We start from the raw sequence: 20,352 nt of genomic DNA, 5'->3' as shown, positions 1-20,352 counted from the left end.
AGGCGGAAGGAATAGACGAATGAATTGTTTAGACAACGAATAAAATGTAGCTTATATAGACATATATTGGACAGGCATTATGCCTTCATATGTTTATTTATTTATAGAAATAGGATATGTACAAAGAAAAATTCATTAATTATTTTAATAGGGAGAGTATTTGTGCGTTTGTGGGGGAAGAAAAAGCTCGGTCAATTGACCGAGCTTTTTCTCGTTTATTGTGCAGGTGAGACTGCTTGCTTCGCAGGAGAAATGAAAACTTCAACGCGTCGGTTCGTAGCACGACCTTCTTCTGTATCATTTGATGCAATTGGAACAGTATCTCCATGGCTTTTTAAGCTAAAGCGATTTTGATTAAGCTGTGTATTTTGTGACATAACAGTTAAGAAACTGCGTGCACGGTCGAAGCTTAAATCCCAATTTGATCGATACTTTGAGTTGCTAATTGGGACGTTATCGGCATGCCCACTTACAACTATGTCTAATGGTGCTGTAGAAACAAGGGTAGCTGCGATATCTTGTGCGATAAGTAGTTGTTCTTGTTTCAAGTCTGCTTTACCTGAATCGAATAAAATTTCACTCTTAATACGAATAAGAAGACCTTCCTCTGTTAAGTTAGTTTCTAAGTTGTTTTCTAATTGATTCGCCGATATGTATGCATTCATTTGTTGTTGAATCTCTTTTAGAGGCTTCTGTGGATCTTCTGCGTCTTTTTTCTTTAATTGTTCTTCCAAAATAATCTTTTCAGCTGCTTGAGCTACGGATGTATCGGAATATGGTGATGATTCATCCATGATTCCAGTATTTCCTAAGAAAATCTGGTTGAATACATCGGACATTTTCTTCATCTTCTCTGAATCAGATGAGCTTACTGCATATAGAACAATGAATAGAGCAAGTAGTAATGTTAATAAATCAGAATACGGCAGTAACCAAGATTCATCAATATGACCTTCTTCGTGTTTACGCTTTTTTCTTCTTTTACTCATTTACTTTCTCTCCTGTACCACTTGATACGAGGTGACGCTCTTTTACTGGTAAGTATACTTGTAATTTTTGTTCAATAATAGCTGGTGATTGTCCTTCTAAAATAGACAAAATACCTTCGATAATAATTTGTTTACGTTTTACTTCTTTTTTTGATTTTTGCTTTAATTTGTTTGCGAAAGGATGCCATAACATGTAACCAGTGAAGATACCAAGTAATGTTGCGACGAACGCAGCAGCAATTGCATATCCTAGTTTCTCTGTGTCTGACATATCTCCAAGCGCCGCAATTAAGCCGACCACGGCACCAAGTACTCCAAGCGTCGGAGCATATGTACCAGCTTGAGTAAAGATTAATGCACCTGTACTGTGGCGTTCTTCCATTGCTTCAATTTCTTCCGAAAGGACATCTTGTATGTAATCTGGTGATTGACCATCAATCGCAAGTGTTAATCCAGATTTCAGAAATGGATCGTCTACTTCATCCAGCTTTGTTTCAATCGCTAGTAATCCGTCACGACGTGCAACAAGTGCAAGATCTGAGAATTGTTTAATAACATCAACGAGACGATCTTCTTTTTCTGTGAAAATAATTTTGAATAGTTTAGGGACATTTGCAATGTCTTTAAGTGGGAATGCAATTGTAACAGAGCCAATTGTTCCTAAAATAATGATAAGTAGTGCGGCTGGATTTGCAAGGGCAGAGACATCTACTCCTTTTAATACCATTCCAACTCCAACAGCGATAATACCAATAAGTAAACCAAAAACCGAGGACTTATCCATAATGTGACCATTCTTCCTTTCTAGTGCATACAGTTATTCTTTATATCGGTTGAAATATACTGTTGTTAAAGGAATTTGTTGTAATTGACTCTTTTCATGCTAAAATTCCTAGTTAGAGAAAGTGATATAGTACCTTTGACTGATGTAAAAAACGGAGATCATTGATAGATGATCTCCGTTTGATACCATTATTTACTCTGTGCATAGTGGGAAAAATACTTGAACGGTTGTTCCTTTTCCTTCTATACTATTGATGATGATTTTTCCGTTGTACGTGTCGACAATACGCTCACAAATGACAAGGCCAAGTCCAGTTCCTGTATCCTTTGATGTATAGAATGGTTGGAAGATATTTTCTAGACGATCTTCGGGGATACCTTCTCCTGTGTCTTTAACGATGAGTTGGACATAGTCTTCTTTAATACGTACTTTAATTGTTAACGTGTCATCTTCTTTCATTGCTTCTAATGCATTCTTTGATAAATTTAGTAAAATTTGTTTAATATGATTTTTCGAGCAATAAATAGGTGTCGGTTTCGTTGTAAACTGGTGTCTTACGCGAACACCATTCATCTTTGCTTCTAATTGAATCATTGGGAATACTTCATGAATAATCGCTGTTAAGTCATGTTGTTCCTTGGCGAATTCTACTGGCTTTCCGAGTACAAGGAAATCACTAATAATCTCGTTAATGCGTGTAATTTCATCTTGGATAATCGAGAAGTATAGATTATCTTCGGGATTATCATACTTCTGACTAAGTAACGTAACGAATCCTTTAATACCTGTTAGTGGATTACGGATTTCGTGTGCCGTGCTTGCTGCTAGAGAGCCGATTAATTCAATTTTTTGAATTTCGTTTTGTCTCTTTTCAAATGCTGTTTCCTTCTTGAGCATATAATACAGAATTAATAAGTACAAAATATGTGTTACAACAAGAGCGAATAGAACAGCTGGAATACAGCGTTGAATAATTTCGTCAGCAGTTACACTGTTTGCATATACTGTTACACTCCAAGGAACACGATCTTCCGCTAACTGTTCGGTATGTGGATAATATTTCTTTCCGTCTGTTGGTGCCTGACCAATAATTTGCTGGCCTTTCTCATCTTGTACAGTATAGTAAGGATAACTCACAACAGATTTAATTGTATTTTCCATGTTTTGCAGATGTAGTATTGCAATAAGAATACCAACTAGCTCTTTCTCGTCATTTTCTACTGGGGTAGCAGCGATAATAGATTCTTGGTTTAGTACACGGTCTGTGACAAAATGAGAGAATACGGTTACTCGTTTCGTAGACACTTCTTCAAAGTAATCTCGATCAGTAATATCAACCGGAGCATCAATGGGATGAGAGCCTAAATATAATTGACCTTCTGGGCTCGCATAGTAATAATAAGAGAAGTCCGTAGGGCTATTTGATAATTCACCAAGTAGATATTCAATTTTCGCATCTTCACTGTCATTCTTTACATTTTCATTCTTTATGGCACTTGCCATTAAGCTTAATGTTTCAAGACTTGTAATCGTATTGCTCATGAATTTGTCTAAGTTTTGTTTGTATGAAAAAGCATTTTTCTGTGCTTCTTTCTCTTTTTCCATATGTAAATATTGCCTGTTATGTGAATAGAATAAAACGGCGACGAATAAAGTTGGGATAATAACAATGAGTATGTACAATACCCCTTTATGTTTATGGATGTTCACAATCTACCTCCTTACCATGTTTTATTATAGGGGAATTTGTCGAAAAAGGAAGGGGAAAAGAAGATGTTTGCTTTTTCTATTTTTTTTGGTATAATTATCTCAAATTCAAGATATTGAGAGAGGATTGAATAACAGATGAATGAGAGGGAAGATATTCAGCAATCGTTAAAATTGTTTGTTGTGCTATCTAGGGCATATCGCTCCATTCAAGATATTAGCGCGAAGTCTATTAAGAGTTTTGGGCTAAATCCGACGGAGTTTGCTGTGTTGGAGCTATTATTTCATAGAGGGCCACAGCCACTTCAACAAATTGGAGACAGGATTTTGATTGCAAGTGGTAGTATCACATATGTTGTTGATAAACTAGTTGATAAAGAACTGGTTATCCGTAAGCCATGTGAAAAGGACCGTCGTATTTCGTATGCGAAGTTGACGGACAAAGGTAATGTGTTCATGGAAGACATCTTTCCGCAACATGAGGAAGTACTACATGAAGCGTTACAAACTTTAACAGCAGAAGAGAAAGATGATGTTATTGGCCTGTTAAAGAAGCTAAAAAAATAGAAATAAAAAAATAAAAACAAAATTTTTTTACATGAATATCTCGAATTAAAGATAAATAGGAGGAATATAAAATGATTAACATTTATAAAAGCGAATCACGTTACAATGCAAACCACGGGTGGTTAAATAGCCGTTTTAGCTTCTCATTTGCGGAATATATGGATCATGATAATATCTTATTTGGACCAATGCGCGTCTTAAATGACGATCGCGTTGCAGGACATCGTGGTTTTGGAATGCATCCACATCAAGAGATGGAGATTGTGTCGCTTGTATTGGAAGGACATTTACAGCATGAAGATAGTAAAGGACACAAAGCGGTAACGACATTTGGTGAGATTCAACGTATGTCAGCTGGAACAGGTATTTATCATTCGGAAGTAAATCCATCAACAGAGGAAGTACACTTCTTCCAAATGTGGTTCTTACCAGAAGTACAAGGATTAACACCGTCTTACGAAAAAACAGCGTATGACATTACAAAGATGAAGAATAATTTACTTCCAGTCGTAACGAAGAATCCAGATAGCAATGAAGTTGCTCATATTCACCAAGATTTAACGATTTATTTATCGGATATTGAAGCAGGCTATACAATTCCGTATAAGCAAGCAGAAGGTCGTCGTATCTTCATCATGGTTATTGAAGGAGATATCGCAATTAACGGTGGTGAGACGTTAACAACAGGTGATTCGGCTCGTATTACAGATACAACAGATGTAGAAATCACTTCAACAAACGGCGGAAGATTTATGTTTATTGATTTACCATAAGGAATAGAAAAAGACAGCTAATCGATGCATCAATTAGCTGTCTTTTGTATGTGTAGCTATTCATTTAATCCGTTCCAATATAGATTAACAAGCTGTATTGCTAACGCATCTAAATCTTGGATGATTGGTTGTTGATTTGTATCTTTGTAGTTTCCTACTGCTAGGATAGATAAGAAAGCGTGTGCCGCTAATTGTGGGTGAGAGGAAGGAATTTCGCCGTCCGCCATTGCTTTCGTTAATGCTTCTTCTAATACCGCATATAACTTATCTTCTACTTCTTTCATTTGCTGGAGTTGTTCCTCGGATAACGAAATTTTCGCTTCCTTCATAAACCCTTTTAGATCAATATCTACCGTCGCTTTTAACTGAGCCTTCGCAAGTTCAAGTAATCGTTCTTTGAGTGGTGTCTTAGCGGATAAAATGTGTGCCATTCGTTGTTGAATGCGTATCATCATTTGCACCATTGTAGCGGTGAAGAGGTCAGCCTTTGTTGCGTAATAGTAGTAAATCGTTGCTTTCGTGACACCACATTCTTTTGCAACATCATCGATCGATACGAGTTGGTAGCCTCTAGTAAGAAATAGCATAGTCGCTACGTCGATAATCACATCTTTTGTCGGCTTTGCCTTTTTGTCTTGACGCGGTCTTCCAAGTGGGCGATGTTTCTGTTCCAATGTGCTCTCTCCTAACTTTTTTACAGTTATAATTAGTATATCATATTACAAAAATAGCTCTTGATTAATTAACTAACCAGTATATATAATTAGTGAAAAGGATAAAAATGAGAAAAGGTGGGATTTTTATATGAAAAAACATCCTCTCTCTACGTGGGGAAAAGCCGTTGGAGGTTCGAAGACGAGGTGGATAACACTTATCATGTGGGTTCTATTGACACTTGTGTTATCGTTTGCTTGGCCATCTGCGAACGAAACAAAAACAGATCAAGTAACAAATCTTCCTGATACAGCATTATCTGTACAGGCGAATGAGTTAATAAATAAGGAATTCCCAAATGATGCAGGTAATCCATTATTAATAGTGTGGCATAAGGATAGTAGTTTGCAGAGCACGGATTATGAAGCAATTCAGCGTATGTACAAAGAGCTACAAGAAACGCCGCTTGAAGGCCAAGCAATGTTGCCGCCACCACCGCAAGCATTGATGCAACAAGCATCAGAGAATGGAAGTACGCTTGTAACACCTATCTTTTTTGACGAGTCAGCAGGCACGGAAGTACTTCAAGCGAATATGGAGGAATTACAGAAACGCATTACACATATCTTCGGTGATAATCCATTTGAACGTGAATTATCGGATGAAGGCTTACACGTTCGTCTATCAGGGCCTGTTGGTATTCAAACAGATGCAGTAGCGTTATTTACACAAGCGGATGTGAAGTTGTTAATCGCAACAGTAGTACTTGTATTAGTGTTACTTATTCTTTTATATCGTTCACCGATTTTAGCCATTTTACCGTTAATTGTTGTTGGATTTGCGTATGGTATTATTAGCCCTGTTCTTGGCTTTCTGGCAGAAAAAGGCTGGATTGTAACGGACTCACAGGCGCTTGCAATTATGACGGTGCTCTTATTCGGTGCAGGAACGGATTATTGTTTATTCCTTATTTCGAGGTATCGTGATTATTTACTAGTAGAAGGAAATAAGCTGAAAGCACTTCACATTGCTATGAAGGAGTCGGGTGGTGCTATTTTCATGAGCGCACTTACTGTTGTATTTGGATTAGGAACGTTATTACTTGCGCATTATGGGGCGTTCCATCGATTTGCAATTCCATTTAGTGTGGCGGTACTCATTATGGGTATTGCAGCGTTAACGATTCTACCAGCGATCCTTGCGGTTATTGGGAGAGCGGCATTCTATCCATTTATTCCGCGAACAGATGAGATGAATGAAGTATTAGCGAAAAAGAAAAACAAGCCGTATAAAGAGAAGAAGACGAAGAAAGTCATTAGTGAGAAGGTAAGTAGTATCGTTACACGTAAGCCGTGGACAATTATTTTCATTAGCCTTGTGTTATTAGGTGGATTAGCATCATTTGTTCCTCGTATTCAAGTGACGTATAACTTACTCGAATCCTTCCCGAAAGATATGCCGTCACGAGAAGGATTTGAATTAATTTCGGAACAATTCTCAGCTGGAGAATTGGCACCAGTGAAGATTGTCGTAGATGAAGGTGACAAAGGGCTTGCTGTGAAAAGTGAGCTAGAAAAACTTCCTTTCATCGAGGGAGTGAAAGAGCCGATGAAAGGAAAGGATACTCCTCAATTAGTGTTGTATGAAGTGTCCTTGCAAGAAGATCCATACTCTATCGAAGCGATGAACCACATTCCAGAGTTACGCAGTACGGTCGCAGCAATTGTACGTGATGCTGGAATAAACGAGGTAGAAGAACATGTATGGATTGGCGGTGAGACAGCTGCACTGTACGATACGAAACAAACAACGGAGCGTGATCAAGCTGTTATCATTCCAGTAATGATTGGCATTATTGCGTTATTGTTACTTGTGTATTTACGTTCAATTGTTGCGATGGTTTACTTAATTTTAACGGTTGTCTTATCATTCTTCTCTGCACTAGGAGCAGGGTGGCTTATTCTTCATTACGGTCTAGGAGACCCGGCAATCCAAGGAGCGATCCCACTGTATGCATTCGTCTTTATCGTTGCATTAGGAGAAGATTATAATATTTTCATGGTATCAGAGATTTGGAAGAATAAGCATAAGCAATCCCATATAGAAGCTGTGAAGAACGGCGTTGTACAAACAGGTAGTGTTATTACATCTGCCGGTCTTATTTTAGCCGGAACGTTTGCAGTATTAGCAACCTTGCCCATGCAAGTGCTCGTTCAGTTCGGTATCGTAACCGCAATCGGTGTATTACTCGATACATTCATTGTACGACCACTTCTCGTCCCAGCAATTACTGTCGTGTTAGGCAAATATGCTTTTTGGCCAGGGAAGTTATGGAAGAAAGAAGAAGTAGAGAAATCACATATGTGACTAGTGAAAAGAGATAATGAGTTGTTATCTTTTTTGGATTTTTCTGTAAAATAAGCTGGTTATTTTATTATATTGATTACACGTTAGCACAGATTTGTGCATTACAGTTCTGGAAGAGAATGCATGAGAACCGTGGAACGATTACGTAGAGTTATGTAAGCAAGGTGGTACAAAATCATTCTTACAATTAGTTGAAGTAGCAAACCTTATTTCACCGTTTGAAGATGGATGTGTTGCATCTATTATTGGGGAAATTGATTCGTACCTAGAATCAGTGGATGACAAAGCGTTATAAGAAGGAAAAACCGCTCATTTTATATGTTGAGCGGTTTTTGGTTTTTTGCCAGATGGATGATTTCTTGCATAACTGATTCCACTTCTGAGCTATCTTTCAACACAAACAAATAATCAGCTTCTCCTTCTATTGGATCGATGACATCTTCTCGATGTTGATGGCTTAATAGTTCTTCAAATGTTAACGTTGCATCTCGAAAGATAGCTGTACTTCGTGCACTCGTTGTTACTCGTTCATGAAGTACTTCATCTGCTAAATCAAAATGGACGAGGATACGAACAAATCTATCGCTAGGAAACAGTTCGTCTAGTAAATAAGCTCGGCTGTCTCGACTACGATTTGCATTGCAAATAATGAAATGTAAGTCGGTTTGTTCCATTGCATGCTTGACAATTACTTGCGAAAGCGCGTGTTTCAATGTATTCGGCCCTTCTGTGGGGAGCAAGTTCTTATAATACGTGTTGAGAAACAGAGCTTGATTATCTTGGTCCATCACAAATGAGTTTGGTAAGACATCCTCTAGCATTCTAGCAAAGGCTGTTTTTCCACTATGTGTTTTGCCTACGGTAATAATAGCTAATCGTTTCATTATTTCCACTCCAATATTTTTAATTACCTACTATTATAAGTTAATTGAAAATATTCAGTTAACTTTATTATCTATTCTATGTATAATAGAAGAGAAATGGAGGAGATACATAATGGGTTTTTCAGAATATACATACGTACGTCCAAGTGTGAAAGAAGTAGAAGCGAAGTTTACAGCATTAGTAGAAAAGTTTGCAAAGGCAACGACTGCTGATGAGCAAGCTGATGTATTAAACGAAATTAACGTTCTTCGTAACGATGTAGATACGATGGGAACGATTGCGTCTATTCGTCAATCGATTGATACGACAGATGAATTTTATAATGCAGAACAAGAATTTTTCGATGAAGCAGGTCCAGTAATGCAAAGTTTTGTAACAAAGTTATACAAAGCGTTACTAGCTTCACCTTTCCGCACGGAGCTAGAGGAGAAGTATGGAAAGCAATTCTTCTTACTAGCAGAGTTAGAAGTGAAAACATTCGATGATGCTGTATTAGAAGACTTACAACAAGAAAACAAATTATCTTCTGCGTATACGAATTTACGTGCATCTGCAAAAGTTCTATTTGAAGGAAAAGAGTACACATTAGCGCAATTACAACCGTTCATGGAAGATGAAAACCGTGAGCGTAGAAAGAAAGCGCATGAAGCGTACAATAGCTTCTTTGTAGAAAATCAAGAAAAGTTCGATGATATTTACGATAAGCTTGTAAAAATACGTTCAACAATTGCGAAGAAGTTAGGATTCAACAACTTCGTGGAGCTTGGTTATGCACGAATGAAGCGTACTGATTATAACGCAGAGATGGTGCAAGCGTTCCGTAAGCAAGTGGAAGAAATCATCGTACCAGTAGCGACGAAGTTACGCGAGCGCCAACAAGAGCGTATTGGTGTAGACGCATTACGTTACTATGATGGTGGAGTGATGTTCAAATCAGGTAATGCAACGCCAAAAGGTGAGCCTGAGTGGATCATTGAAAAAGGTGCGAACATGTACAAAGAATTATCGCTTGAAACAGACGAGTTCTTCACGTTCATGCGTGACAATGACTTAATGGACTTAGTAGCGAAGCCAGGAAAAGCAGGTGGCGGATACTGCACGTACTTACCGAATTACAAAGCGCCGTATATTTTCTCAAACTTCAACGGTACGTCAGGGGATATCGACGTATTAACGCACGAAGCAGGTCACGCATTCCAAGTGTACTCAAGCCGTCATATCGAAACACCTGAATGTGTATGGCCAACATACGAAGCGTGTGAAATCCATTCAATGAGTATGGAATTCTTCACATGGCCGTGGATGGAAGGGTTCTTCCAAGAAGATACAGAGAAATACTACTTTGATCATTTAAGTGGTGCACTTCTATTCATTCCATACGGTGTAGCAGTAGATGAGTTCCAACACGTAATCTATGAAAATCCAGACTTTACGCCAGCAGAGCGTAACCTTGCATGGCGAGAAATCGAAAAGAAATACTTACCACATATTAACTATGATGGATTTGAGTATTTAGAAAAAGGTGGGTTCTGGCAACGTCAAGCACACATTTATAACGGACCGTTCTACTATATTGATTACACGTTAGCGCAAATTTGTGCGCTTCAGTTCTGGAAGAGAATGCATGCAGACCGCGACGATGCGTGGAAAGACTACGTAGAGTTATGTAAGCAAGGTGGAACGAAGAGTTTCCTAGAGTTAGTGAAAGTAGCAAATTTAATTTCACCATTTGAAGACGGATGCGTGGCATCAGTTATTGGGGAGATTGATTCATATTTACAATCTATCGATGACAAAGTGTTAGTATAAGCTTGTAGCCCCTTAGAAAATAATTTTTTTCAAGGGGCTTTTCTGTATATAGAAAGGGGAGAGAAATATGGGGTTTTCAAATTATACATATACAAGACCAAATCGAGAAGAAGTAGAAGTGAAGTTTCATACAGCGTTAGCAGCTTTTGAGAAGGTAACAACTGCCAAGGAACAAGAAGAAGTAATGGACGAAATAACATCTATATTTCATGATGTATACACAATGGGAACAATTTGTTCGATTCGTCACTCTATTGATACGAACGATGCCTTTTATAAAGAAGAGCAAGATTTCTATGATGAATATGGACCTGTGTTGAAGAGCTACAATACAAAGTTGTACAAAGCACTTCTTGCTACACCGTTTCGTAATCAATTAGAAGAAACGTATGGCAAGCAATTATTCAAACTAGCAGAGTTAGAAGTGAAAACATTTAATGATACGGTGTTAGAAGATCTTCAGGTAGAGAATAAATTAGCTTCTTCGTATACGAAATTACGCGCATCGGCAAGTATTCCGTTTGAAGGGAAAGAATATACACTGGCACAGTTGCAACCGTTCATGGAAGATGAAAATCGTGAGCGAAGAAAGAAAGCAACAGAAGCATTTGTCCGTTTCTTTGAGGAAAATAAAGCAGAGTTCGATGATATTTTCGATCAACTTGTCAAAGTACGTACAAAAATTGCTAAGAAGTTAGGCTTTAACAATTTTGTCGAGTTAGGGTATGCACGAATGGCGCGTACAGATTATGACGCAACAAAGGTGCAAGTGTTCCGTAAACAAGTAGAAGAAATTATTGTACCAGTGACGACGAAGCTAAGAGAACAGCAACGAGAGCGTATCGGTGTAGATACGTTACGTTTCTATGATGAAAGTGTCGAGTTCAAATCAGGTAATGCTACGCCAAAAGGTGACCCAGAATGGATTGTAGAACAAGGAACGAACATGTACAAAGAGTTATCACCCGAAACAGATGAATTCTTCACGTTCATGCGTGATAATGACTTAATGGATTTAGTTGCGAAGCCAGGGAAAAGAGGCGGTGGTTATTGTACGTATATAGCGAACTACAAAGCACCGTACATTTTCTCGAACTTCAACGGGACTTCTGGTGATATTGATGTGTTAACACATGAGGCAGGACACGCGTTCCAAGTGTATTGCAGTCGTGATATTGCTATTAGTGAGTATTTGTTCCCAACAGCAGAAGCATGTGAAATTCACTCGATGAGCATGGAATTCTTCACATGGCCATGGATGGAGCAATTCTTTAAAGAAGATGTCGATAAATACTACTTCTCTCATTTAAGCAAGGCTTTATTATTTATTCCGTACGGCGTGGCAGTAGACGAGTTCCAACATGTTATTTATGAAAATCCAGAATTAACACCAGCAGAGCGAAATGCAGCATGGAGAGAATTGGAGAAGAAATATTTGCCACATCGCGATTACGAAGGATTGGAACATTTAGAAGCAGGAGGATTTTGGCAACGTCAATTACACATTTATATTTATCCGTTCTACTATATTGACTATACATTAGCGCAAATTTGTGCTCTTCAGTTTTGGAAGCGAATGCATGAGAATCGTACTGAAGCGTGGAGTGACTATGTGAAGCTATGTAAGCAAGGTGGAACGAAGAGTTTCTTAGAATTAGTGAAAGAAGCGAATCTTATTTCACCATTTGAAGACGGCTGTGTTGCATCGGTTATTGGTGATATTGATGCCTACTTAACATCGATTGATGATAAAGTATTAGTATAAGAGACTAGGCTCCTTCATAGTAAGGAGCTTTTCGTAAAGGAGAATCGTAATGAGTTTTGAAAACTATGCATATATACGTCCAAATGAAAAAGAAGTAGAAGAGAAGTTTCAGCAGGCATTAACAAAGTTCGAACAGGCGGCGACATTTGAAGAACAAGATAATGCGATGAAAGAGATTAACGCTATTCGTGATGATATTGATACGATGTGGAATCTTTGCTTCATCCGCCATTCGATTGATACGAAAGATGCTTTTTATAAAGACGAGCAAGAATTTTTCGATGAGTACGATCCAGTTACAGATGGTTATGTAACAAAGTTTTATAACGCATTACTAGTGTCACCATTTCGCCAACAGTTAGAAGACAAGTACGGAGCGCAATTGTTCAAGTTAGCAGAATTAGAAGTGAAGACATATGATGATGCGGTGCTAGAAGATTTACAACAAGAAAATAAATTATCTTCTGCATATGTGGAGTTAAAAGCATCGGCACAAATCGAGTTTGAAGGAAACACGTACACATTAGAACAAATGCAGCCACTCTTAGAAGATGCAGATAGAACAAGACGTCAAAAAGCGTCTGAAGCATACAACAATTTCTTCGCGGACAATCAAGCACAGTTTGACGATATTTTTGATAAGCTTGTAAAAGTGCGTACAAAAATTGCGAGAAAGTTAGGTTTTGATAACTTCGTAGAGCTTGGTTATGCTCGTATGAAACGTACAGATTATAATGCAGAGATGGTAGAAGTATTCCGCAAACAAGTAGAGGATATTATTGTACCAGTTGCGACGAAGTTACGTGCGCGTCAACAAGAGCGCATCGGTGTTGATACGTTACGTTTCTACGATGAAGGAATTGCATTTAAGTCAGGTAATGCAACGCCAAAAGGAGAACCGGAGTGGATTGTTGAACAAGCGACAACGATGTACAAAGAGTTATCGCCTGAAACAGATGAGTTCTTCACATTTATGCGTGAGAATGACTTAATGGATTTAGTTGCAAAGCCAGGAAAAGCAACAGGTGGATTTTGTACGGCGATAGTCAACTATGATGCACCGTACATTTATGCGAATTTTAATGGTACATCAGGTGATGTTGATGTGTTAACGCACGAAGCAGGTCATGCGTTCCAAGTATATTCGAGCCTTCATTTTGATCTTCCAGAATACGTGTCACCAACGTATGAAGCGTGTGAAATTCATTCGATGAGTATGGAATTTTTCACATGGCCGTGGATGAAGAATTTTTTCAAAGAAGATATTGAGAAGTATTACTTTGGACATTTAAGCGGGGCGCTTCTGTTCATACCATACGGTGTAGCAGTTGATGAGTTCCAATATGTGGTTTATGCAAATCCAGATTTTACGCCAGAAGAACGCCATCAAGCGTGGCGCGAAATCGAAAAGAAATATTTGCCGCATCGTAACTATGAAGGGAACGAGTATTTAGAGATGGGCGGTTTCTGGCAACGTCAAGGCCATATTTATGAAGATCCTTTCTATTATATTGATTATACATTAGCAGAAATTTGTGCCCTTCAATTTTGGAAGAAGATGCGTGAGAACCGTGAAGATACATGGAAAGATTATGTGGAATTATGTAAGCAAGGTGGAAGTAAATCATTTGTTGAGTTAGTGAAAGTGGCAAACCTTATTTCACCGTTTGAAGATGGTTGTGTAGCATCTGTCATCGGAGAAATTGATGCGTATGTATCGTCGATTGATGATAAAGAGTTAGGATAAGTAGCTAAGTACAGGAGCTTTTTTAAACAAAGGAGAAGAATAATGAGCTTTAAAAAATATGCATATATACGTCCAAATGAAACAGAAATAGAAGTCAGGTTCCACGAAGCATTAACAAAGTTCGAACAGGCATCGACGTTTGAAGGACAAGATAATGCGATGAAAGAGCTTAACACTATTCGTAATGATATTAGTACGATGTGGAATCTTTGTTTCATTCGCCATTCTATCAATACGAAAGATGATTTCTATAAAGCGGAGCAAGAATTCTTCGATGAATATGATCCAATTGTGGATGGGTATGTGACGAAGTTTTATCATGCATTGCTAGCATCACCGTTTCGTGCAGAGTTAGAAGAGAAGTACGGAACACAGTTGTTCAAGCTAGCGGAATTAGAAGTAAAGACATACGATGACTCAGTTGTAGAAGAGTTACAGCAAGAAAATAAATTATCATCTGCATACGTAGAGTTAAAAGCATCGGCGCAAATAAAGTTTGAAGGGAAAGAATACACAATTAAACAAATGCAGCCGTTTTTGGAAGATATAGATAGAGCAAGGCGTCAACAAGCGTCTGAAGCATACAACAATTTCTTCGTAGAGAATCAAGCACAGTTTGACGATATTTTTGATAAGCTTGTAAAAGTGCGTACGAAAATTGCGAGAAAGTTAGGTTTCGATAATTTCGTCGAGCTTGGTTATGCACGAATGAAGCGTACGGATTATAACGCAGAAATGGTAGAAGTATTCCGTAAGCAAGTAGAAGACATTATTGTACCTATTGCGACGAAGTTACGTGCGCGCCAGCAAGAGCGTATTGGTGTCGATACGTTACGTTTCTATGATGAAGGGATTGAATTTAAGTCAGGGAATGCAACGCCAAAAGGAGAATCAGCGTGGATTGTTGAACAAGCGACAACGATGTATCACGAGTTATCATCTGAGACGGATGAATTCTTCACGTTTATGCGCAAAAATGATTTAATGGATTTACTTGCGAAGCCAGGAAAAGCAGTTGGAGGATTCTGTACAGAAATAACAAATTACGATGCGCCGTACATTTTCGCGAACTTTAACGGCACGTCAGGTGATGTGGACGTGTTAACGCACGAAGCTGGTCATGCGTTCCAAGTATATGAAAGTCGTCATTTTGACCTTCCAGAATACGTAGCACCAACGGATGAATCATGTGAAATTCATTCGATGAGTATGGAATTCCTCACATGGCCGTGGATGAAATATTTCTTTAAAGAAGATACAGAGAAGTATTACTTTGGGCACTTAAGCGGGGCACTCCTATTCATCCCGTACGGTGTAGCTGTCGATGAGTTCCAACATGTGATTTATGCAAATCCAGATTTTACGCCAGAAGAACGCCATCAAGCGTGGCGCGAAATCGAAAAGAAATATTTGCCGCATCGTAACTATGAAGGAAATGAATATTTAGAGATGGGCGGTTTTTGGCAACGCCAAGGCCATATTTATGAAGATCCATTCTATTATATCGATTACACATTAGCCGAAATTTGTGCCCTTCAATTTTGGAAGAGGATGCGTGAGAACCGTGAAGATACATGGAAAGATTATGTGGAATTATGTAAGCAGGGTGGAAGTAAATCATTTGTTGAGTTAGTAAAAGTAGCAAACCTTATTTCACCGTTTGAAGATGGTTGTGTAGCATCTGTCATCGGAGAAATAGATACGTATTTATCGTCGATTGATGATAGAATGTTAGTGTAAGGAACAATGTAATGTTTCTGTAAATTTTTGTCTAAAAATATATAGTAGACTAAGAGCGAGAGGGGAGAGGGTTGAATGTTAAAGAAAATATTAATTATTCTTGGTATTCTTCTATTGTTAATGGGAGGATGTACATATGGTGTATACAAACTTGTTGAGAGTCAAATTACAGGTCTTGTTGATGTAGCAACACAATTAAATGACGTGCAAAATGTAACATCGGATCAAGCGTTCCAAGAGAAAATGGAAACAATTCGTTCATTGTATGCAGAGAACAAAGACGCATTTGACGAGATTGTGAAACAAGTTCCAGAAGCAGCAGTTGTAACAGAGCTGGTTAATGCGACGTCATTAGCGGAGTTCAAAGAGAAGATTGGTGCAGAAGGATTTGCGAAAGTACAAGAGGCATTAAACACATGTAATGAAAGCTTGATTGAGTGTGCAGCCTTAATTGGCCAATAAGAAAAGAAGAATTACAGTAGGCACTAGCTTGCTGTAATTTTTTTGAGAAATAAAAGGTGAAAAAAGTTCATTTTTTGTATAAAATGATGATAAGTTTTGTTTATAAGTACATAGCAGATAGGAGAATGAAGAATGTCATTAAAAAAAGTATTAACTTTAGCAGGTTCAGACACGAGTGGTGGTGCTGGGATTCAAGCGGACTTAAAAACGTTCCAAGAGCGTGATGTGTTCGGTATGACGGCACTTACAACAATCGTAACAATGGATCCAGAAAATAACTGGGCACACAACGTCTTCCCACAAGACATTAACACAGTGAAAGCACAGTTAGCGACAATCCTTTCTGTTGGTATTGATGGTATGAAAACAGGAATGTTAGGCTCAGAAGAAATTATTAAGCTAGCAGCAGAAACAATCGAGAAGTATAACGTGCCAAACGTTGTTGTTGACCCAGTAATGGTGTGCAAAGGTGCAGATGAAGCTCTTCACCCAGAAACGAACGAATGCTTACGTGACGTATTAGTACCAAAAGCAACAATCGTTACACCAAACCTATTCGAAGCATCACAACTTAGCGGTGTAGGCCCAATCACATCTGTGGAAGAGATGAAAGAAGCAGCAGTGAAAATTCACGCACTTGGTACGAAGTATGTATTAATTAAAGGCGGCGCGAAATTAGGTACAGAAAAAGCAGTTGACCTATTATTCGACGGCGAAACATTTGAATTATTAGAATCAGAAAAAATTGAAACAACATATACACACGGCGCAGGTTGCTCATACGCAGCATGCATCGCAGCTGAATTAGCAAAAGGAAATAGCGTACGCGACGCTGTATACACAGCGAAGAAGTATGTAACAGAGGCAATCCGTAATGGTTTCCCATTAAACGAGTACGTAGGGCCACTACGTCATAGTGCATTACGTGTATTAGGCTCAGAAGCATAAGAAGATGACACCCACGATTGTGGGTGTTTTTTTGTCGGTTGATTTAAAGGACGAAGTATCTTCATACATGTAGAGGCAATTCAGTTCGAACAAATCTCTTTACATCAAAAATAACCTCCCTAGCACAGATTTATTCATACTATCTGTGCTAGGGAGGTTTTATACGTCTTTTAGTGGGAAAACAAGCGTGAATGTCGTACCTTCATTTTTCTTACTGGCGATGTTTAATCTTGCACTCATTGCCTTTAAGATGCTAAAGACGACCATCATACCAAGGCCTGTCCCTTTTTCTTTTGTGGAGTAGAACGGTGCACCGAGTTGCCTTACTTGTTCGTCAGTCATGCCAACACCGTTGTCTGCGATGGTGATATAGGCATCGTTTAGTTTCTTTCCGACATGAATCTTTAGTGCACCGCCGGTTGGCATTGCTTCAATGCAATTCTTTAATAAGTTTAAGAAGCATTGATTTAACTTTTGCTTTTCCCCGTCAATATATAGTTCTTCGTCAATGCTAGCGAACTGAATAGATACGTTCGACATATTAGCGAGAGGTGTAATTAAATTAATCGTTTTATGTAGCTCTTGCTGGATGTGCAACTCTTCTATTTCTTCAATTGTTGGCTTGGCGAATGTTAAGTAATTTGTAATAACCTCATCGGCCTGGGCAATCCCTTCTAGAGCAAACTGAATATATATCTTTCGTTTTTCTGGACATATATCGTCGCCTTCTAATAATTGGAGAAAGCCTTTCGTTGCGGTTAATGGGTTACGGATTTCATGTGAAATGGATGCGGCCATCTCACTAATTAATTGGAATTTCTCCACGTGAATGAGTCGCTTTTGAAATTCATTTTGCGATTTCAGTACCATAATTAAATACATAATAAGCGCAGTTCCTAACGCTTCAAATAGATAGAAGACAATTAATTCGTACCGAGCATGATACGTTTCCTCTTTATCTAAAAAGAGACTTAGACAAATAAAGGCGGAAAAGAACGTGATGAATACACTTACTAATACTTGTTGGATAATACGCATTCGTTGGAAATAGGTATAAATAAGTATGCTTGAAATATAGATGATAGTCGTTGCAAGGACGGAAGCAATGGCATCATTTCCACCAACGAAAAGGTGCACAATATTCATGAAGAGAAAGAGAATTCCCCCTGCGAGTCTACCGCTAAAGAAAATGGTAACGAGAATCAAAATGTGTTGGAGATTTAAGCGGATGCCTTCTTCAATCGTTGTTGAGAAGAAAATACATAGTACAGTTGTTATTAAACAATATACAACGTGTAATGGTACTTTTAAAGATGATAACTTTCTCTCTTGTTGCAACCAAAAGGAGTAGTAGAGTAAGACAGATACCATAATAAATAAAATATTTAAGAGTAAGTTCATAATAAGTTCTTTCATATTACCCATTTCACTCCTTCTGTTATGTTTATTGGTACACATTCACACATAGTAAGCGGGAGACGATTGTTCCCGCTTACTTTTGTTAGATTGCTACTTTTTTCATGCGAGCGAATGTAATATGGATGGATGTACCGTCGTTTTGTTTACTTGAAATAGCAAGCTTTGCATTCATTGCTTGCAAAATACTGAAGACAACCATCATACCAAGACCTGTCCCCTTTTCTTTTGTCGAATAAAAAGGAGAACCAAGCCTATTAAGTTGTTCTTCATTCATCCCAATACCAGTGTCTGTAATAAGCAAGGACGGGGTAAATTGTTCTACTCTTAACGAAATAGACAATGTTCCTCCCGTTGGCATTGCTTCAATACTGTTTTTTAAAATGTTTAATAAACATTGATGGAATCGTTGTTTCTCGCCGTACGTATACGCTCTAATTAGTGAATATTCGGCCTTAATAGTAATGTTCGATGCCGATGCGAGTGGTGTAACAAAGCGAACAGCTCGTCGAATTTCCTCTTGTAATAGGATTCTTTCATATGAAATCGTAGCTGGTTTGGCGAATGTTAAGTAGTCTGTAATGACATTGTTCGCTTGATCTATCCCATCTAGTGCTAGTTTAATATAGAACTCTTCCTCTTTTTTAGAGAGCGAATCATTTTGCAACAATTGTAAGAAACCTTTCGTTGATGTTAATGGATTGCGAATCTCATGTGAAATAGAGGCAGCCATTTCGCTTAACATTTGTGCTTTTTCCGTTTCAATTACGCGAGCTTTTAACTTTTGTTGAGATGAAACGACGTTAATTAAATAAATAACGATGCTAGTTCCTAGTACATTACAAAGCAAATAGATAACTAATTCACCTAGTGGAATGTCCAATTGAAACGTAGGTATCGAACTTACTAGCCAAACGAAAGATGAAAACAGCACGAGTATATTTGCAAAAACAAGGCGGTTTCCAAGTCGTAATTGCAACCAATAAGGACGGACAGCTAATGTTAGAGAAAACATACTAACAGAAATAATAAAGTATAAGGCAACCTCTGTATTAAAGAAGAAGCGATGACTGTTCATCACAAGTAGAGTGCTACCACCGCCAATTGGTCCACCTAATAAGGTTGCGAGTGGAATGATAGCACTTCGTAAGTTAGAGTGGAAGCCACTATCAAATCCTGTTGACACTGATACGCATAAGATAGCAACAATATTACCAAGCAAGATAAATAGTGGGACATGTAAATACGGTTTCTGCTGATTTCTTCTTGTTCGAAAAAAAGCATATATAAGAACACCCACAATAAAAAATAGCAAGTTCAGTAATAAATTCGTAATAAGAAATTTAATGGCCATCTAATTTATTCACCATATCCTTTTGTTAAATCATTCACTTTCTTTACTTTTCTATCATAGGAAAATTATGCTACATTTTCAATAAAAAACGACAAATAGTGTCGGCTCCTTTCGAAAAAAGTTGCTTTTCTAAAACGGTATGATAGAATGAGAAGGAAAAAATGAATAACAAATCTATGTGTATATCACATAGGCGAGGTTCGTAATCTCCCTCGATAAAAAACTAACGCGAAGCGATACATACACAATTCGTGTCTTTCGTTATGCCCTTTCCATGTCTAGAGAAGGGGTATTTGTTGAGGATGTTTTTTGACAGAGATTACTTACTTTGGTGAGTAGTCTCTTTTTTTGTTATAGATGTTTTTGTTATAGAAGGGAATGGATA

16 protein-coding genes, 1 pseudogene and 1 riboswitch are annotated in these 20,352 nt (G+C 38.1%); of the genes and pseudogenes, 10 read left to right on the top strand and 7 right to left on the bottom strand.

Translation table 11 applies throughout. The features are described 5' to 3' along the window. Positions 1 to 215 precede the first annotated feature (215 nt). The 3 genes from IEV41_RS10365 to IEV41_RS10355 all read right to left on the bottom strand — a co-directional run bounded on the left by IEV41_RS10365 (position 216) and on the right by IEV41_RS10355 (position 3,483). Positions 216 to 989: a flagellar motor protein MotB gene (locus IEV41_RS10365; RefSeq protein ID WP_188388309.1), complete on the bottom strand. Its 774-nt coding sequence runs from the start codon at positions 987 to 989 to the stop codon at positions 216 to 218. After that, a complete protein-coding gene (motA, locus tag IEV41_RS10360; RefSeq protein ID WP_188388308.1) occupies positions 982 to 1,773 on the bottom strand; it encodes a flagellar motor stator protein MotA in 792 nt (263 codons plus the stop codon). The genes IEV41_RS10365 and motA overlap by 8 nt, the downstream gene beginning before the upstream one ends. Positions 1,774 to 1,965: 192 nt before the next feature. Next, on the bottom strand, positions 1,966 to 3,483 hold the full coding sequence (locus IEV41_RS10355; RefSeq protein ID WP_188388307.1) for an ATP-binding protein: 1,518 nt from the start codon (positions 3,481 to 3,483) through the stop codon (positions 1,966 to 1,968). A 135-nt stretch (positions 3,484 to 3,618) separates the two neighbouring features. On the opposite strand from IEV41_RS10355, the gene IEV41_RS10350 reads away from it, so the two are divergent. Next, positions 3,619 to 4,047, top strand: coding sequence for a MarR family winged helix-turn-helix transcriptional regulator (locus tag IEV41_RS10350; RefSeq protein WP_188388306.1), 429 nt, complete (start codon positions 3,619 to 3,621; stop codon positions 4,045 to 4,047). A gap of 71 nt (positions 4,048 to 4,118) precedes the next feature. After that, a complete protein-coding gene (locus tag IEV41_RS10345) occupies positions 4,119 to 4,820 on the top strand; it encodes a pirin family protein (RefSeq protein WP_188388305.1) in 702 nt (233 codons plus the stop codon). A 56-nt stretch (positions 4,821 to 4,876) separates the two neighbouring features. Here IEV41_RS10345 and IEV41_RS10340 read toward each other — a convergent pair whose 3' ends face one another. Next, positions 4,877 to 5,494 (bottom strand): TetR/AcrR family transcriptional regulator, encoded by a 618-nt coding sequence (locus IEV41_RS10340; protein ID WP_188388304.1) that lies wholly within the window; start codon positions 5,492 to 5,494, stop codon positions 4,877 to 4,879. A gap of 130 nt (positions 5,495 to 5,624) precedes the next feature. Between IEV41_RS10340 and IEV41_RS10335 the strand changes: the two genes are divergently transcribed. Then, positions 5,625 to 7,841: an MMPL family transporter gene (locus IEV41_RS10335; protein ID WP_188388303.1), complete on the top strand. Its 2,217-nt coding sequence runs from the start codon at positions 5,625 to 5,627 to the stop codon at positions 7,839 to 7,841. A gap of 62 nt (positions 7,842 to 7,903) precedes the next feature. After that, a pseudogene (locus IEV41_RS20000) lies at positions 7,904 to 8,136 on the top strand (M3 family oligoendopeptidase); the annotation flags it as partial. A 19-nt stretch (positions 8,137 to 8,155) separates the two neighbouring features. Here the strand turns inward: IEV41_RS20000 and IEV41_RS10330 are convergent. Further along, complete coding sequence (locus IEV41_RS10330) at positions 8,156 to 8,725, bottom strand: ATP-binding protein (protein WP_188388302.1); 570 nt, start codon at positions 8,723 to 8,725, stop codon at positions 8,156 to 8,158. 112 nt (positions 8,726 to 8,837) lie between these two features. Between IEV41_RS10330 and IEV41_RS10325 the strand changes: the two genes are divergently transcribed. The 6 genes from IEV41_RS10325 to pdxK all read left to right on the top strand — a co-directional run bounded on the left by IEV41_RS10325 (position 8,838) and on the right by pdxK (position 17,197). Next, positions 8,838 to 10,535, top strand: a complete 1,698-nt coding sequence (locus IEV41_RS10325) for a M3 family oligoendopeptidase (RefSeq protein ID WP_188388301.1) — start codon at positions 8,838 to 8,840, stop codon at positions 10,533 to 10,535. 67 nt (positions 10,536 to 10,602) lie between these two features. Continuing rightward, a complete protein-coding gene (locus IEV41_RS10320) occupies positions 10,603 to 12,300 on the top strand; it encodes a M3 family oligoendopeptidase (protein WP_188388300.1) in 1,698 nt (565 codons plus the stop codon). A gap of 49 nt (positions 12,301 to 12,349) precedes the next feature. After that, on the top strand, positions 12,350 to 14,047 hold the full coding sequence (locus IEV41_RS10315; protein WP_188388299.1) for a M3 family oligoendopeptidase: 1,698 nt from the start codon (positions 12,350 to 12,352) through the stop codon (positions 14,045 to 14,047). A 42-nt stretch (positions 14,048 to 14,089) separates the two neighbouring features. Further along, a complete protein-coding gene (locus IEV41_RS10310; protein ID WP_188388298.1) occupies positions 14,090 to 15,787 on the top strand; it encodes a M3 family oligoendopeptidase in 1,698 nt (565 codons plus the stop codon). Positions 15,788 to 15,862: 75 nt separating this feature from the next. Then, positions 15,863 to 16,249 carry a hypothetical protein gene (locus IEV41_RS10305; protein ID WP_188388297.1) on the top strand — a complete coding sequence of 129 codons (387 nt, stop codon included), beginning with the start codon at positions 15,863 to 15,865 and terminating at the stop codon, positions 16,247 to 16,249. A 132-nt stretch (positions 16,250 to 16,381) separates the two neighbouring features. Continuing rightward, the gene (gene pdxK, locus IEV41_RS10300; RefSeq protein WP_188388296.1) at positions 16,382 to 17,197 is read left to right on the top strand and encodes a pyridoxine/pyridoxal/pyridoxamine kinase; all 816 of its coding nucleotides are present in this window, start codon (positions 16,382 to 16,384) and stop codon (positions 17,195 to 17,197) included. Between the two features lie 159 nt (positions 17,198 to 17,356). Here pdxK and IEV41_RS10295 read toward each other — a convergent pair whose 3' ends face one another. Together IEV41_RS10295 and IEV41_RS10290 are read right to left on the bottom strand one after the other, a co-directional pair. Next, positions 17,357 to 18,622, bottom strand: a complete 1,266-nt coding sequence (locus tag IEV41_RS10295) for an ATP-binding protein (RefSeq protein ID WP_188388295.1) — start codon at positions 18,620 to 18,622, stop codon at positions 17,357 to 17,359. 76 nt (positions 18,623 to 18,698) lie between these two features. Then, positions 18,699 to 19,967, bottom strand: coding sequence for an ATP-binding protein (locus IEV41_RS10290; protein WP_188388294.1), 1,269 nt, complete (start codon positions 19,965 to 19,967; stop codon positions 18,699 to 18,701). Positions 19,968 to 20,156: 189 nt separating this feature from the next. Beyond that, positions 20,157 to 20,200, top strand: a riboswitch (PreQ1 riboswitch). The last annotated feature ends 152 nt before the right edge of the window (positions 20,201 to 20,352 follow it).

The organism is Priestia taiwanensis (assembly GCF_014638355.1).
Classification (GTDB): Bacteria; Bacillota; Bacilli; order Bacillales; family Bacillaceae_G; genus Priestia_D; species Priestia_D taiwanensis.
The sequence above is the reverse complement of the archived record's forward strand: the minus strand, read 5'-3'. Positions and strand labels throughout refer to the sequence as shown.

Coding starts and splice junctions, on each gene's coding strand:
- IEV41_RS10365 (WP_188388309.1), bottom strand. CDS start 989: ATGAGTAAAAGAAGAAAAAAGCGTAAACACGAAGAAGGTCATATTGAT.
- motA (WP_188388308.1), bottom strand. CDS start 1,773: ATGGATAAGTCCTCGGTTTTTGGTTTACTTATTGGTATTATCGCTGTT.
- IEV41_RS10350 (WP_188388306.1), top strand. CDS start 3,619: ATGAATGAGAGGGAAGATATTCAGCAATCGTTAAAATTGTTTGTTGTG.
- IEV41_RS10345 (WP_188388305.1), top strand. CDS start 4,119: ATGATTAACATTTATAAAAGCGAATCACGTTACAATGCAAACCACGGG.
- IEV41_RS10335 (WP_188388303.1), top strand. CDS start 5,625: ATGAAAAAACATCCTCTCTCTACGTGGGGAAAAGCCGTTGGAGGTTCG.
- IEV41_RS10330 (WP_188388302.1), bottom strand. CDS start 8,725: ATGAAACGATTAGCTATTATTACCGTAGGCAAAACACATAGTGGAAAA.
- IEV41_RS10325 (WP_188388301.1), top strand. CDS start 8,838: ATGGGTTTTTCAGAATATACATACGTACGTCCAAGTGTGAAAGAAGTA.
- IEV41_RS10320 (WP_188388300.1), top strand. CDS start 10,603: ATGGGGTTTTCAAATTATACATATACAAGACCAAATCGAGAAGAAGTA.
- IEV41_RS10315 (WP_188388299.1), top strand. CDS start 12,350: ATGAGTTTTGAAAACTATGCATATATACGTCCAAATGAAAAAGAAGTA.
- IEV41_RS10310 (WP_188388298.1), top strand. CDS start 14,090: ATGAGCTTTAAAAAATATGCATATATACGTCCAAATGAAACAGAAATA.
- IEV41_RS10305 (WP_188388297.1), top strand. CDS start 15,863: ATGTTAAAGAAAATATTAATTATTCTTGGTATTCTTCTATTGTTAATG.
- pdxK (WP_188388296.1), top strand. CDS start 16,382: ATGTCATTAAAAAAAGTATTAACTTTAGCAGGTTCAGACACGAGTGGT.
- IEV41_RS10295 (WP_188388295.1), bottom strand. CDS start 18,622: ATGGGTAATATGAAAGAACTTATTATGAACTTACTCTTAAATATTTTA.
- IEV41_RS10290 (WP_188388294.1), bottom strand. CDS start 19,967: ATGGCCATTAAATTTCTTATTACGAATTTATTACTGAACTTGCTATTT.